Genomic DNA, 14,911 nt, shown 5'->3' with positions numbered 1-14,911 from the left:
GTTAACCTCTTCGTGCTTTATTCAGCCGGCCCGGCGGGTTTTATTCGCCCCCGGATGTCCAGCCAGCTATCCACAAAAGCCATAACCAACATCAGCATCATCAGACTTGGACCCAGCAGCACCAGCGCAACGTAAAACATTGCCAGCCAGTTACCACTCAACTGCTTACGACCAACCACACCGTGCACAATCGCCAGCCCTGCAATGAACAGCGGGGTTCCCGCTGCCCAAGCCAGCAGCATGGAGTTGAGCCCCAGTACCGGGCCGATCACCATGGTGACCGCACACACAACCGCAATGGCTGGAGACAACCTCAGGGCATGAAATTCCTTACGGAATCCGCCGGGGTTATAAAGCCCCGCCTGCCACGCCCTCGCCAGCATCGTCATACCGACGGCTGTGGCGAAATAGGTGCCCGCCATACTTGCGTTCATAGTGTCCCGGATGATCAGCTCAAGATCGCTGCCTAAAGTCCGGGCCACTTCGGCGTTGTATTGCTCGTAAAACCCGATACCTGCCTGAACCAGTTCGTCCAGAAGTGCCGGGTACATAACGGGCAACAACAACCCGGTCAGTATGGCCAGAAAAGCACCGGCTAGCAGCGCTCTTTCCCAGGCCAGGGATGTTCTGAGGATCGACGCCATCAGCATCACCTGCAACAGCACCACCAGCGACGTCGGATCCTGACCGTAAACGGCCCAGCCCAACGCGGGCATTAACGCCCACAGACCGATACTCAGCCCCTGCCGGACGCCCAGTCTCAGAATGACCAGGCCAATAACTGCTGCGCCAATCCAGAACAACAAAGGTACGGCAGTGGTAACTGCTGCAACTCCGCCGGCCTGCAGGGGACCGCGCATTACAAATTGTGCCAGTGCACGCATGGTCCCGGGTCCTGTCTATCTGTGCTTATTGATCGTGGCTATCCGTATACGGCAGCAGTGCCAGGTAGCGGGCGCGCTTGATAGCGGTAGCCAGCTGACGCTGATAACGTGCTTTGGTGCCGGTAATACGGCTGGGCACGATTTTGCCGGTTTCAGTGATGTAGCCTTTCAGGGTGTCCAGATCCTTGTAATCGATCTCCTTAACACCCTCTGCCGTAAAGCGGCAGAACTTACGACGTCTGAAAAAACGAGCCATAACGTAACTCCTAACTCCGGTAAATTACTCTTCTTCGTCCTGGGAATCGTCGTTCTGACGATCGTCAGATTCGGCCGAACGACGTGGACGCTCATCTCCGCCAGAACGACGGTCCTCGCGGGACTCGGCGGCCTTCATCGGAGACATGTCAGTAACAGCCTCGTCACGACGCAGAATCAGTTCGCGGATGATGGCATCGTTGAACCGGAAGTTATGAGTCAGCTCGTCCATAGCGGCTTGTGAACATTCGGCGTTCATCAGCACGTAGTGAGCTTTGTGAATCTTGTTGATCGGGTAAGCCAGGTGACGACGGCCCCAATCTTCCAGGCGATGTACCTTGCCGCCATCTTCAGTGATGACGCCGGTATAACGCTCGATCATCGCGGGCACTTGCTCGCTTTGATCCGGATGTACCATAAATACGATTTCGTAGTGACGCATGAGTTCTCCCTACGGTTTGAACAGCTTCCTTCTGCGGCGGGCGCGGTAAGCCCCGTTCCCGAGCATGAAAGCAAGGAGGTGGCAGCAAAGCTGCCGGCTTCTTTTGCTTTAGCAGCAAAGCCTTATAAGAGAAGGCCTGACTAAAAGCGAGATTCTGCAGACCCGACATCAGGCAATACAAAACCACCCCTTGGAAAAGGGGTCACGTATTCTATGCGCATGGGGAATGTTGTGCAAGGCTTAACCGAGCCGCTGGCGCAGGGCTTCGTACAGGCAGACACCGGTGGCCACCGACACATTCAGACTGTCAACGTGACCAAGCATCGGAATGTTGATCAACTGATCGCAATGCTCACGGGTCAGCCGGCGCATACCTTTACCTTCCGCACCCATCACCAGGGCCACCGGGCCTTTGAAGTTTGCCTGATAAAGATTGGCGTCCGACTCACCAGCGGCGCCAATCAGCCAGACACCCTGGTCTTTCAACTCACGCAGAAGGCGGGCCAGATTGGTGACCCTGACAAAGGGTACCGTCTCCGCCGCCCCGCAGGCCACCTTGCGGGCCACCGGCGTCAGCGAGGCGGACTTGTCTTTAGGCACAATTACCGCCTGCACCCCTACGGCATCCGCCGTGCGCATACAGGCCCCCAGGTTATGGGGGTCGGTTACACCATCGAGCACCAGCAGGAACGGTGGCTTATCGCTGGCCGCCAACTGGGCCATCAGATCAGCCTCAGTCCACTCGCGACTTTCGCTGACCTCAGCCACCACACCCTGATGGACGCCACCAACACGCTCATCCAGCTCCCGGCGATGCACCACCTTCCATTGCACCCCAAGACCATCCAGCGCGCCGGTAACCGATTTTACCCGTTTATCCTGACGACCGGTCTGAATCCAGACTTGCTGGATTCGCTCGGGCTCCCGCTTGAGCACCGCATCGACGGCATGCCAGCCAAATACATATTCCTGAGACACTAGCCATTACTTCCTGTGCAGCGGATTACGACCGGGGTTTGCGCTTTCTGCCTGCAGCAGATGGCTTGCCCTTTCCGGCATTCCGGGACGCCTCTCTGGCGGCCTCAGAAGTCAGTCTGTCTTTTGCGCCGCCCGACTTGCCACGCTTGCCACCCTTGCCACTGCGGTCACCCTTACTGCGGGTTTCACGCTTGGACAGGTCCAGGGCGTCGCGATCCTCGGTGCGCTTTTTCGGCGTACTGATCAGCTCCAGGTCAATCTTGCGGTCTTCCATACCAACCCGGACAACGCGAACCCGCACTTCATCACCCAGACGGAAGCTCACCGCTGTGCGCTCACCAATCATGCGGTGCTTGGCCGAGTCGTGATGGAAATAATCGCCACTCAGCGTCGACACATGCACCAGGCCTTCGATGTAAATCTCCGCCAACTGCACAAAGAAACCGAAAGGCGTGACTGCGGCGATAACACCGTCGTGCTCCTCACCGACATGATCGCGAAGGAACTCACACTTGAGCCACGCCATCACATCACGCGTGGCATCATCGGCGCGCCGCTCAGTCATCGAGCAATGCTCACCCAGCTGTTTTACTTTGGCGTAATCGTAGGGATAAACCGCCAACTCAGGATCTGCGACCTTGGGCGAGACCACGTCCTTCTTCACGTCCGGATTGTGAATACGGGACTTGATCCCCCGGTGCACAATGAGATCCGGGTAACGACGGATCGGGGAGGTGAAGTGAGCATAGCTGGAAAAGCCCAGACCAAAGTGTCCGCTCTCTTCCGGGCTGTACACCGCCTGACTCAGCGAACGCAACATCACCATCTGGATGACATTGGCATCGCTCCGGTCGGCCACCTGGGCAAGCAGTTGCTGGTAGTCTGCCGACGTTGGCTTGTCGCCACCGCCCAACTGCAGGCCGAGCTCACTGAGGAACAGCCGAAGATTGCCCAGACGCTCCTCGGAAGGGCCATCGTGCACCCGATACAGTGACGGCACCTCATGCTTCTTGAGGAAGCGCGCCGTCGCCACGTTGGCGCACAGCATGCATTCTTCAACAATCTTGTGGGCATCGTTGCGGTGTACAGGCACGATCTCTTCAATCTTGCGCTCGGCATCGAAGACGATCTTGGTTTCCGTGGTTTCGAAATCGATGGCTCCCCGCTCGGTACGCGCACGGCGAAGCAACTTGTATAACTCGTACAGGTTGTGCAGATGCGGCAACAGGTCTGCGTAATGGGCGCTCAACTTATAACCCTGCTCGGTGTCAGGGTGCTCCAACATGGCACTGACCTTGTTGTAGGTCAATCGGGCGTGACTGTGCATTACTGCCTGATAGAAGGTGTAACCGCTGATGTTGCCCGCCGCACTGATGGTCATGTCCGCCACCATACACAACCGGTCAACACCCGGATTCAGGGAACACAGGCCATTGGAGAGTTTCTCCGGCAGCATCGGCACCACATGGTCCGGGAAATAAACCGAGTTGCCACGCTGAATCGCTTCTTCATCAAGCGGTGAACCCGGCCTTACGTAATGAGACACATCGGCGATGGCTACGACCAGACGATAGCCGCCACGGGGGCGAGGCTCACAGAAAATAGCGTCATCGAAGTCCCGGGCGGTCTCGTCATCGATGGTGACCAACCGCATATTGCGGATATCCACCCGATTGGCCTTATCTTTTTCCGTCACCTCGTCAGGAATGGCCGCTGCTTGCTCGCCCGCTGCGGGCGGCCAGCTGTGGGGAATATCGTACGAGCGGATTGCGACGTCGATTTCCATACCAGGCGCCATATGCTCGCCTAGCACTTCGAGTATCCGGCCGGTAGGCTGGGTGCGCACCGTAGGCTGACGCATGATTTCCACAACCACATACTGACCGTGCACGGCCTTGCCAATATGCTCGTCCGGCACCAGAATTTCATGGTTGATGCGCGCATTCTCAGGCACCACAAAGGCAATGCCGCTCTCTTTGAAAAAGCGACCCACCGTCTGCGACGTGCGGTACTCAAGCACCTCAACAATCACACCTTCACGACGACCACGATCATCCACGCGATCCACTCGTGCCGCTACCCGGTCGCCGTGAAACACCTGACGCATCTGGCGCGCCGTCAGGAACAGATCGGAACCTTCGTCATCCGGGATCAGAAAGCCAAAGCCATCTTTGTGCCCGACAATCCGGCCCGTTACCAGATCGGCTTCTTCTATAGGCAAGAACGCATCCCGACGATTGCAGATCAGTTGGCCGTCGCGACACATGGCGATAAGGCGACGGCGCAACGCCTCGACACCTTCCTCAGATTCCTGCCCCAGTTCCTGGCACAGCGTCTCATGAGTGGCCGGTGCACCGCGTTCTTTCAGGTGTTTGAGAATAAATTCCCGGCTCTGGATCGGGTTATCATACTTCTGGGCCTCACGGTCAGCGTGCGGGTCCCGTCCTTCTTTTTTCTTGGAAACCATTCGGATCCTTGCTATTCAGGCCGCAATAAAGGCGGCGATATTCGTTGTGCCTCCAGTATAACGTTGGTATAGCAAACGTGCATAATCGGGGCGCAATTTATAGGCATAAATACGTCAAAAACTTTTTTAAGAAAAAAAGTTTGACAGCTCATGAGGGAATTATTAAAGTACGCGCCATCAGTTGAGGGCAAACCTTGCTGAGATGGCAGAAACGCTAAGTTTTCAACAAACTAACAGCGAACTGCAAATCACCTGCCGAGGTGGTGAAATTGGTAGACACGCTAGCTTCAGGTGCTAGTGGGGGCAACCCCGTGGAGGTTCAAGTCCTCTCCTCGGCACCATTTCTTTCCCCAAGAAATGGCACGCACCAAAGACCTATTTTTCCAGCCGCTCAGCCAGACATCTTGTTGTGCATTTTCTGTGCTCTACAACTTTATACGATTAAACTCGGGCGACAAGCCGAAACACATCGCCCTCACGGCTATTCCGCCAGCAACCCTACCAGATAGTCCGACAGCGTCTGATACTCATAATCCACTCGGGCAAACGCGTTTCTGGGCACATCCAGAAACGAGGTGCCACACGTTGCTACGGTCGAGGCATCCATAAGATAGGCACTCTGAATCAAGTTAGGTCGATTCTGACCCAGACTGACCGCATCCAGTCTCGGATAGTACAGCTGCCACTGGAAAGCGCCATCATCCGAGTTCACCTCCGCCAGAGCGGCCCAGGCAGAATTCAGCAACGGCAGTTTTAACAATCGCTCTATGTTCAAACCATCTACTAGCCTGGCATCGTATTCGTAGGCCCGAGGTCCAAAGCTGCTGGCGGCTTCGGTATCGCCGGAATAGACAAAGGGGAACAGATGGGTGACGTACTGGGCTGCATCATCACGGGGGTTTCGGTCGGTATTTTCCGGGATGCAGGATTCATCGGGCTGAACAAAACTGAGCTCGGCTTCAAAGATTGCATTGCGGGCCACCCGGTAACCGGTTACCCAATCCGGCCTGCCTGCTCCCAATAACGCTGTCGGCGAGTTACCCTGCAACGTGATCAATCTTCGACGCTCACTTCCGGATACGCCAAACCGTTCAATCAGCTCGACACCAGTATTGCTCTCTGTCCAACTCCAGGACACTTCCGCCGTGCCATCCAGTTCAGAGCTTTCCGGTAACACCTCCCAAGTGTCCACGTGGCACTGGGTAACCGTATCAAAGAAAGCACGATTGTTGTTCCAGTCGAAGACGATCCTTTCGTGAATCGCATCGCCCTCTTCTTCATATCGGTTCCGACTTTCTAAGGAAAGGGCTGCCGTCGGCAGCCACTGGGTTTTCAGTTGTGCCATATAACCGTCCACCTGAATCAAACGGGCCAGCTCAGGCAGCGAAGGCGCGATGCAGCCCCGGCTGGAGACCGAGAGCAGCTGGCCATCTTCGGTGTAATCGAAAAACAGCTCGGCTGAGAGTTCCAGATCGGAGGTGCTGGTTGGCAGGCCTTGCCCACGCCTGGAGTGCGCCAAGACTTGCTGACCGGTCAACAGCACAGGGTTAGCCAGCTCCACCGGCACCTCAGGCAGGTCCAGCACATCAACATCGATATTGCTGAAGTTGCCGGCGGCGGCAGCATCGACCACGGCGATGACATCACTGGCATTCTGCACCAGAGAGTAACCCAGCAGGAACACCGCATCGGTGCTCATGTGACGTTCAGTGCCATCACTTCCCGGCTGGGACAACACCTGATTGTAGGAGTCAGGAATCTGACTGGCCATGAACCGGGCCAACGCTCGGGCATAAGCATGGGCTCGTTCATCACCGGCAATGATGTAATCCTGCCAGAGATTGAGACCATCAAGATTCGCCAACTCACTGTCACTGACCGGACTGAGGCTGTTTCTGCGCGCCGCGTCGGCCCGGAATCTGGCCAGGGTGGTCAGCGGCGTCACGTTGCGAATTCCCGGGCTGGCCGACATCAGGTAGGCCTGCTCGACAACCACGTCGCCCCGATAGGTTTCCTCCAGGGTCTTTCCGGGAATCGCCAGGGCATAAAGCGGATAGTTTCTGGGATCCAGGCTGGGGCCGACCGCGGGGTCCACCCTCAGCGACGAGATGTCGATGGAGAACCGGCCTCCTTCCCCACTCATGGCCGTGGGCTCGCCGGCGGCCAGGGTGACCACCGTGCCGTTGGTCAGCTCGACATTCATCGGGCCAGGCGTGTACTGCCCATCACCGTCCATATCCAGCCAGACACGAGCGTTCTTCAGATAACCGTCAATCACCCGGCCCTGATAGGGCGCCGGCTCGGCGTACTCAACACCGTCAAACTCACGGCCATCGACCGGGAGCCGATCGGATTCGTCACCGCAACCGGTGATCGCAAGAGACAAAAAGGGAACAGTAAGACAGATCAGGCGTTTCATCGCGGCAACCATTTATCTTTATTAGTGCCGCTACTGTAGGAGATGTGACCGATGCAGACTTTGACCGGCTTGGCAAATTGTAAAGTTTGGTAACAGCCCGGCCCTGGAATGGGCCGGGGCCTGGCGTTTCAGGCGGTAATCAGAACGAGCGAGCCACGATTTCTTTCATGATCTCGTTGGTGCCGGCGTAGATACGCTGTACCCGGGAGTCGGCCCAGGCGCGGGCAATCGGGTATTCCCACATGTAGCCATAACCACCGTGCAGCTGCACGCACTCGTCCATCACCTTGCACTGCAAGTCTGTGGTGTGTTGCTTGAGCATCGCCGCGGTGGGGATATCCAGCTTCTTGTTCAAGTGCAGTTCCAGGCAACGGTCGGTAAAGCATCGGGCGGCGGCGATTTCAGCTTTGAGTTCTGCCAGTTTGAAACGGGTATTCTGGAACGCGATTACCGGCTTACCGAAGGCCTTGCGCTCTTTCACGTATTCCAGAGTCCACTGCCAGGCCGCTTCTGCGGCCGCCACAGCGGTCAGGGCTACTTGCAGGCGCTCCGCCGGCAGCTCCTGCATCAACTGGAAAAAGCCCTGGCCTTCCATTGAGCCCAACAGGTTACCGGCCGGGACCTTGACGTCCTGGAAGAACAGTTCGGAGGTATCCTGTGCCTTCATGCCCACCTTGTTCAGGTTCTGACCTTTCTCGAACCCTTCCCAGGCGGTTTCCACCAGCAACAGGCTGGTGCCCTTGGCGCCTTCTTTGGGGTCGGTCTTGGCGACAACGATCACCAGATCGGCTAACTGGCCATTGGTGATAAAGGTCTTGGAGCCGTTCAGAACGTAATGATCGTCCTTGCGGATGGCGGTGGTTTTTACACCCTGAAGGTCGGAACCCGCGCCCGGCTCGGTCATAGCGATGGCTGTGATCATTTCACCGGAGGCCATTTTGGGCAGATACTTCTGCTTCTGCTCTTCTGAACCGTAGTTCAGGATATATGGCGCCACGATGTCGGAATGCAGCCCCCAGCCAATACCGGACAATCCAGCCCGGGAGATTTCCTCCATGATCACCGCCGGGTAGCGGAAATCGGCACCAACGCCGCCGTATTCTTCGGGCAGCATCGGGCACAGAAAGCCCAGCTCACCGGCTTTTAGCCAGAGCTCCCGGCTGACCTGACCATCTTTTTCCCATTGTGCGTGATAGGGCGCGGCTTCCTGTTCCAGAAACTTGCGAACGGAATCCCGGAAGCCTTCATGATCGGCGTCAAACACAGTACGTGGAATCATTGCTGAACCTCGATGAACGGGTTGGTTTGTCATTGTGTTCAGCAAGTCTGTGGCGGGGCGGGATTTCGCTCAATGGTGAAAACCATCAATCGGTTTGGCCAAAACCATCGCCGGGGCTGGTGTCGCTCAGCTCTGTTTTTCGCCCCAGCGAGGCACCAGAGCCTGAGGCAGGCCAAGGTGATCAAGAATCCGAGCCACCATGAAGTCCACCAGATCGTCCAGCGATTGTGGCTTGTGGTAGAAACCAGGACTGGCGGGCATGATCACGGCCCCCATGCGGGTCAGCTTGAGCATGTTTTCCAGGTGCACTTCCGAATAGGGCGATTCCCGCAGCACCAGAATCAGCGGGCGGCGCTCTTTCAGAGCAACATCGCCGGCACGCTCAATCAGATTATTGCTGGCACCGGTGGCCAGGGCCGACAGGGTGCCGGTACTGCAGGGACAGATTACCAGGGGGGCCTTTTCACCGGAGCCGGAGGCCGGCGGCGAAAACCAGTCTTCCCGGCCGAACACCTGCACCTGACCGGCCTTGGCGCCGGCGTATTCGGCTAAGGCTTCCGCCATGGCCGGCGGCGAACCGGGCAAGCGAAACTCCGTCTCGGTAGCGATCACCACCTGCGCCGCCCGGCTGACCATGACGTTTACCCGACAACCACCGGCAACCAGGCACTGCAGCAGGCGCAGCGCGTACTGCGCGCCAGAGGCGCCGGTGATGGCGAGATTGATAACCGGGGATGATTCAGCCACGACGCGCCTCCAACTCGGCAACCAGTTTTTGATGAATTCCGCCAAAACCGCCGTTGCTCATGATAACAATGTGGCAGGTTGCCGGCAGCTGCTCCAACGCCCTGGCAATCAGGGCATCCACCGAAGACTCCACGCCATGGTGGTCCAGATCGCCATGCTCGGCGCGCCAGCTGTTAACCAGCTCCGGCAACCAGTCCATGTCACTGAGGTTGCCCCAGAGCACCCGATCTGCCGCTGCAGCACTGGGAATCAGGGTTTGCTGATGCACGCCCTGCTTCATGGTGTTGGAGCGGGGCTCGATGATGGCCAGTATCGGCTCGTCGCCGACCCGGTTGCGCAGGCCTTCCAGAGTGAGCGCGATGGCGGTGGGATGATGGGCAAAGTCGTCATACACGGTAACACCGCCGACCTCACCCACCAGCTCCATGCGCCGCTTCACTCCCGAGAACCGGCACAGTGCGGCAACGGCATGGTCCGGGGTGACGCCCACGTGGCGGGCAGCGGCAATGGCAGACAGCGCATTGCGCACATTGTGCCGGCCAGTGAGATTCCAGTTCAGCATAGCCACCGGCTGCTCATGATGGATAACCATAAACCGGCTGCCGTCCTCTGACAGCAGCTCGGCGCGCCAGTCCGAGGTGCGCGGCACTTCGCTGCCGATCGCGGTATCCTGTACCGGGCTCCAGCAACCCATCTCGAGCGCGCTGTCCAGATGCGGGTCCAGCGCCGGGCGGATGATCAGCCCTTGCGATGGCACGGTCCGCACCAGGTGATGAAACTGGCGTTCGATGGCCTCGACGTTCTCGAAAATGTCGGCGTGGTCGTATTCCAGGTTGTTCAGAATCAGGGTATTCGGGCGGTAATGAATAAACTTGGAACGTTTGTCAAAGAACGCACTGTCGTACTCATCCGCCTCGATCACGAAGAAATCACTGGTGCCCAGCCGCGCGGACACCGGGAAGTCTTGAGGCACACCCCCGACCAGATAGCCGGCGTCAAATCCGGTCTGATCCAGAATCCACAGCAACATGGCAGTGGTGGTGGTTTTTCCGTGGGTGCCAGCCACCGCCATCACCCAGCGGTGGCGCAGCACTTCCCGGGCAAGCCATTCCGGGCCCGACATGTAATCAATGCGTCGGTTGAGCACGGTCTCGACCTCTGGATTACCACGGGACATGGCATTGCCTATCAACACCAGGTCCGGTTTCGGTTCCAGGTTCTGCGGCCGGTAGCCGTCCATCAGCTCAATGCCCTGGGCCTGAAGCTGGGTGCTCATAGGCGGGTAAACGCCCTGATCGGAACCACTCACGGTGTGGCCGAGCTCCCTGGCAATCACGGCCAGGCTGCCCATAAAGGTGCCGCAAATGCCCAGAATGTGTATGTGCATTAAGGTGTTGCCTCCGGTTTGAATCCTGCCAAGCGTCTACCATACTCTATGCGGGGTCAAGAGCCGGCAACTGCTCATGAAAAACCGCCACGTTTGGCGTATCATCTGCGCCATCATTGAACCAGCAGGAGGCTTCAGCCTGAGATGGCGATCAAGAACGCATTTTATGCCCAATCTGGCGGCGTTACCGCCGTTATCAACGCCAGCGCCTGTGGCGTTATTCAGACCGCGCGCGAGCACCCGGACCAGATCGGTAAAGTCTATGCCGGCCGCAACGGCATCATCGGCGCCTTGAAAGAAGAGCTGATTGATACCAGCCTGGAATCCGACAAAGACATTCAGGCGTTGATCCACACCCCGGGCGGCGCCTTCGGCTCCTGCCGCTACAAGCTCAAGAACATCTCCGAAAACCAGCGCGAGTACGAGCGGCTGATCGAAGTGTTCCGCGCCCACGACATTGGCTACTTCTTCTATAATGGCGGTGGTGACTCACAGGATACGGCGTACAAGGTCTCCCAGATTGCTGACAAGATGGGCTATCCGATCACCTGCATCGGTATCCCCAAAACCGTCGACAACGACCTGCCCTTCACTGACTGCTGCCCAGGCTTCGGTTCAGTGGCCAAGTACATCGCCACCTCCACCCTGGAAGCCAGCCTGGACATCAAGTCCATGTGCGAAACCTCTACCAAGGTGTTTATTCTGGAAGTGATGGGCCGTCACGCCGGCTGGATTGCAGCCTCGGGTGGTTTGGCGGGCCAGGGTGGGGGTGAGCCACCTCACATCATCCTGTTCCCGGAAATTCCGTTTAACCGTGAGGCATTCCTGGCACGGGTAGACCAGTGCGTGAAAGACTACGGTTACTGCGTGGTGGTTGCCTCTGAAGGCGCCCAGTATGAAGACGGTCGTTTCGTGGCGGACGCCGGCGCCAAAGATGCTTTCGGCCACACCCAACTGGGCGGCGTGGCGCCGGCTCTGGCCAATATGGTCAAGCAGGCCTTGGGCCACAAATACCACTGGGCAGTGGCAGACTATCTGCAGCGCTCAGCTCGCCACATTGCCTCTGCCACTGATGTCGAGCAAGCTTACGCCGTAGGCAAAATCGCGGTAGAAATGGCACTGGCTGGCAAACAGGCACTCATGCCTATCATCGTGCGCGAACAGGCCAAGCCGTATCGCTGGTCGATCGGCGAGGTGAATCTGAGCGAGGTGGCCAACCAGGAAAAGAAAATGCCGATTCACTACATCACCGACGATGGCTTTGGCATCACCCAGGATTGCCGGGATTACTTGCAGCCGCTGATTGCCGGTGAAAGCTTCCCGCCTTTTGAGGATGGCCTGCCCAAGGTGGCCAAACTGAAAAACCAGCTGGTCGAGAAAAAACTGCGGACGGATTTCACCCTCTGATCTGAACAGTTTGGAACCAAAAAGCCCGGCTACCTTGGTAGCCGGGCTTTTTTATAATCTCAGTTCAACATCTCTTCAGTTTCTTAGCGCACCAGTTCCGCCTCATGTTGGCGCACATAGGCGTAAAACTCGTCGCAACCGCCGACATATTCCGAGCCCACCAGAATCTGCGGCACCGTGTGCACCGGACGACCAATGCGATCCGCGATGTCTTGCTTGCTCATGCCCTGCTGAATCATGTCGATCCAGGTATAAGGAATGCTTCTGGCTTCACACAGGTCTCTCGCCCGAACACAAAAACCACAACTGGTACGGCCATAAATCGTGACCTGCTCCATAAAACCTCCTGACGCAAGGGATGATCCCGGCGGTGAATGTAAGGGTTTTCAATCTGACGCCATGATGACATGCGACTAATCAATTGAAAATTGATGCTGCCCATAGCTGTCATAGTCACGGCCGATACTGCCCCCCCCACCCGGCTAGCTCGAACTGTCAGGTTTTCAGACGGCCCAGTTCCCGGTCCAGCACCTGAACTTGCCCATCGAGTGCATCGCCACTCTGGCGCACTCGCTGCGCCAGTTCGCGTAGGTCGGTGGCGGCATCGCCGATCTGTGTCAGGTTGCGATTGATTTCTTCGCTGACAGAACTCTGCTCTTCAGCCGCCGTGGCAACCTGAGTCACGTGCTCAACGATAGTCCCGATACGCTCAACCACGGTTGCCAGTGAATGATCCGCCTCGCGAGTGCCATCCACGGCCGAGGTGGCACGGTCAACACCACTCTGTATGACCGTGACCGCACCACTGACATCCCCTTTCAGGCGCTCGATCATTGCGCTGATTTCATCGGTAGACTCGCGGGTTTTTGACGCCAGGTTTCTCACTTCGTCCGCCACCACGGCAAAACCACGGCCCTGCTCTCCGGCCCGGGCAGCTTCAATCGCGGCGTTCAGAGCGAGCAGGTTGGTCTGCTCGGCAATACCCCGAATGACCTCGATGATCCGGTTTATTTCCTCACTGCGCTGAGCCACATGGCCGATGGCGGAACTGGCCTGCCCCATGTCACCGGCCAACGCATCCACCCCCCTGAGGGCTGATTTAAGCGTATCCTGCGTGAATCGAATGCCATCACGGGCTGCGCGGGCATTTTCAGCGGCCTCCCCGGCAAAGCCAGCCACTTCGCCGGCCGCGGCCGACATTTCATTCATGGCCGTTACCACACTGTCGATATCCTGATGCTGACGGCTGGTCTGGTCATCGGTATCTCGGGCGATAGCGCCCACGTCTGCGGCCTGCCCTCGGACTTGTGCATTGACACCTTTCAGGTCGTCGATCATCTCTCGCAAGCGCGCAAGAAATGCGTTGAAGCCGCCAGCCAGGTCAATCAGTTCAGCGTGAGTGTCTATCTCCAGTTCGCGGGTGAGATCGCCCTCAGCACTGGCCAGGCTTCGCATCCGGTCCCGAATTTCGTCCAGTGGCCGGGTGACCGAGCGCACCAGTAACACCAGCACGGCAATGGCCATAAGCACCACCACCACGCCCACCAGAGTTTGCCGGGCTGCGGTATCTGCTACTTCCGACGACAACAGCCCGGTAATTTCCTCAACACCGGCAAGGGCCACTTCGCGGGGCAACTCGATCAACAGCGACCATTCACTGCCTGGTAACGCCACACGAACAGGGTAAGCAACGGCCAAGGTTTTGCCATTATCAAAACGACCGCCTTGCTGATGCAAACGGACAAATCCCGCGGCCAAGTCCGGCAACGCGTCCTGAAGCGGTCTACCCAGATGCTCCTGATAGTGACTGGACGCCGCAATCAGGCCACCTTCGCTGAGCAGAGACACGCGCGATTCGCCGTCAAACAAGGCCTGGCTAACCTGCGTTATGGTCGCCTGCAGTGTCGACAGGTTGATGTCCACGCCCGCGACACCGGCAAAACGACCATTATCCAGAATGGGCACCACCAGACTGGTCATCAACTCGGAGTAACCTTCCTCGATCTCGTATTCATAAGGCTCCATCAGGCAGGGCTTGAGAGAGTCCCTGGAACACAGATACCATTCCGCTTCACGAATTCCGAACTCATTACGGTTATCAAGGTATTTGGCTGAGGGATCTTCCGTGCGACTGAACTGAACATTGCCTTGCGGGTCACGGTAATAATAGATCTCAAGCGTGCCCTGATCACTGCTATGCTCATCCAGACCATCGGTAAAGTAAATATCCTGGCCGTCGTAGGCGTCAGGCTCAAACTGCGCGTAGATCGAGCTCAGGTGCTCTTGTTCGGCTAAAATAGTGCCGACGGTTTCCTGCAGGTCCCGCCGGCTGATCCGGCCAGAACTGTCCGCCTCGATATTTCGGGTAATCACGCTGCGTACAACTTCGGGCGTTTGGTAGGCCGTCTCGAACTGACCGGTCACCAGCTCTCCGTACTGGCCGGCCGTTGCGATCAGCTGGTCCATCACAATGGTCTGTACCGTCGCACGAGTCTCATGGGACAGGCGCTCTTCCATGGATCCCAGAGACAACTGTGCGGTGATGACAATGCTCACGCCCATCAGCAACAGCAGCGTTATAACCAGCCCGTAAAGCTTGAAGCGAAGTGAAAGCTGTTTCATAAACCGCGAAACCTTTTTGAATGA

The 14,911-nt window shown here is 57.5% G+C and carries 12 protein-coding genes and 1 tRNA gene; 2 read left to right on the top strand and 11 right to left on the bottom strand.

What is annotated here, in order from left to right; all coding sequences use genetic code 11:
• Window positions 1–17 precede the first annotated feature (17 nt).
• The 5 genes from C7H08_RS12870 to rnr form a co-directional block, all read right to left on the bottom strand.
• Window positions 18–884 (bottom strand): YybS family protein, encoded by an 867-nt coding sequence (locus C7H08_RS12870; RefSeq protein ID WP_106672556.1) that lies wholly within the window; start codon window positions 882–884, stop codon window positions 18–20.
• 25 nt (window positions 885–909) lie between these two features.
• Window positions 910–1,140 (bottom strand): 30S ribosomal protein S18, encoded by a 231-nt coding sequence (rpsR, locus tag C7H08_RS12865; protein ID WP_044387212.1) that lies wholly within the window; start codon window positions 1,138–1,140, stop codon window positions 910–912.
• A 24-nt stretch (window positions 1,141–1,164) separates the two neighbouring features.
• Entirely contained in the window at window positions 1,165–1,581 is a 417-nt protein-coding gene (rpsF, locus tag C7H08_RS12860; protein ID WP_106672554.1) for a 30S ribosomal protein S6, read from the bottom strand.
• A 240-nt stretch (window positions 1,582–1,821) separates the two neighbouring features.
• On the bottom strand, window positions 1,822–2,559 hold the full coding sequence (gene rlmB / locus C7H08_RS12855) for a 23S rRNA (guanosine(2251)-2'-O)-methyltransferase RlmB (protein ID WP_106672552.1): 738 nt from the start codon (window positions 2,557–2,559) through the stop codon (window positions 1,822–1,824).
• A 25-nt stretch (window positions 2,560–2,584) separates the two neighbouring features.
• Window positions 2,585–5,026, bottom strand: a complete 2,442-nt coding sequence (gene rnr / locus C7H08_RS12850; protein WP_106672549.1) for a ribonuclease R — start codon at window positions 5,024–5,026, stop codon at window positions 2,585–2,587.
• Window positions 5,027–5,280: 254 nt separating this feature from the next.
• On the opposite strand from rnr, the gene C7H08_RS12845 reads away from it, so the two are divergent.
• Window positions 5,281–5,367, top strand: a tRNA-Leu gene (locus C7H08_RS12845).
• Between the two features lie 140 nt (window positions 5,368–5,507).
• Here C7H08_RS12845 and C7H08_RS12840 read toward each other — a convergent pair.
• The 4 genes from C7H08_RS12840 to mpl all read right to left on the bottom strand — a co-directional run bounded on the left by C7H08_RS12840 (window position 5,508) and on the right by mpl (window position 10,858).
• A complete protein-coding gene (locus C7H08_RS12840) occupies window positions 5,508–7,445 on the bottom strand; it encodes a hypothetical protein (protein WP_106672836.1) in 1,938 nt (645 codons plus the stop codon).
• A gap of 139 nt (window positions 7,446–7,584) precedes the next feature.
• Window positions 7,585–8,724, bottom strand: a complete 1,140-nt coding sequence (locus C7H08_RS12835) for an acyl-CoA dehydrogenase family protein (protein ID WP_106672545.1) — start codon at window positions 8,722–8,724, stop codon at window positions 7,585–7,587.
• A 126-nt stretch (window positions 8,725–8,850) separates the two neighbouring features.
• Window positions 8,851–9,471, bottom strand: a complete 621-nt coding sequence (locus C7H08_RS12830) for a flavin prenyltransferase UbiX (protein ID WP_106672541.1) — start codon at window positions 9,469–9,471, stop codon at window positions 8,851–8,853.
• A complete protein-coding gene (gene mpl, locus C7H08_RS12825) occupies window positions 9,464–10,858 on the bottom strand; it encodes a UDP-N-acetylmuramate:L-alanyl-gamma-D-glutamyl-meso-diaminopimelate ligase (protein ID WP_106672539.1) in 1,395 nt (464 codons plus the stop codon). The genes C7H08_RS12830 and mpl overlap by 8 nt, the downstream gene beginning before the upstream one ends.
• A gap of 144 nt (window positions 10,859–11,002) precedes the next feature.
• Between mpl and C7H08_RS12820 the strand changes: the two genes are divergently transcribed.
• A complete protein-coding gene (locus tag C7H08_RS12820) occupies window positions 11,003–12,265 on the top strand; it encodes a 6-phosphofructokinase (RefSeq protein ID WP_106672536.1) in 1,263 nt (420 codons plus the stop codon).
• 83 nt (window positions 12,266–12,348) lie between these two features.
• On the opposite strand, the gene C7H08_RS12815 is transcribed toward C7H08_RS12820, so the two are convergent.
• Entirely contained in the window at window positions 12,349–12,603 is a 255-nt protein-coding gene (locus C7H08_RS12815; protein WP_106672534.1) for a GrxA family glutaredoxin, read from the bottom strand.
• A gap of 157 nt (window positions 12,604–12,760) precedes the next feature.
• Window positions 12,761–14,887 (bottom strand): methyl-accepting chemotaxis protein, encoded by a 2,127-nt coding sequence (locus C7H08_RS12810; RefSeq protein WP_106672531.1) that lies wholly within the window; start codon window positions 14,885–14,887, stop codon window positions 12,761–12,763.
• Window positions 14,888–14,911: the final 24 nt, after the last annotated feature.

The sequence above is a fragment of the Marinobacter halophilus genome (assembly GCF_003007685.1).
GTDB lineage: Bacteria > Pseudomonadota > Gammaproteobacteria > Pseudomonadales > Oleiphilaceae > Marinobacter > Marinobacter halophilus.
This window is presented reverse-complemented; position numbering and strand designations above follow the sequence as displayed.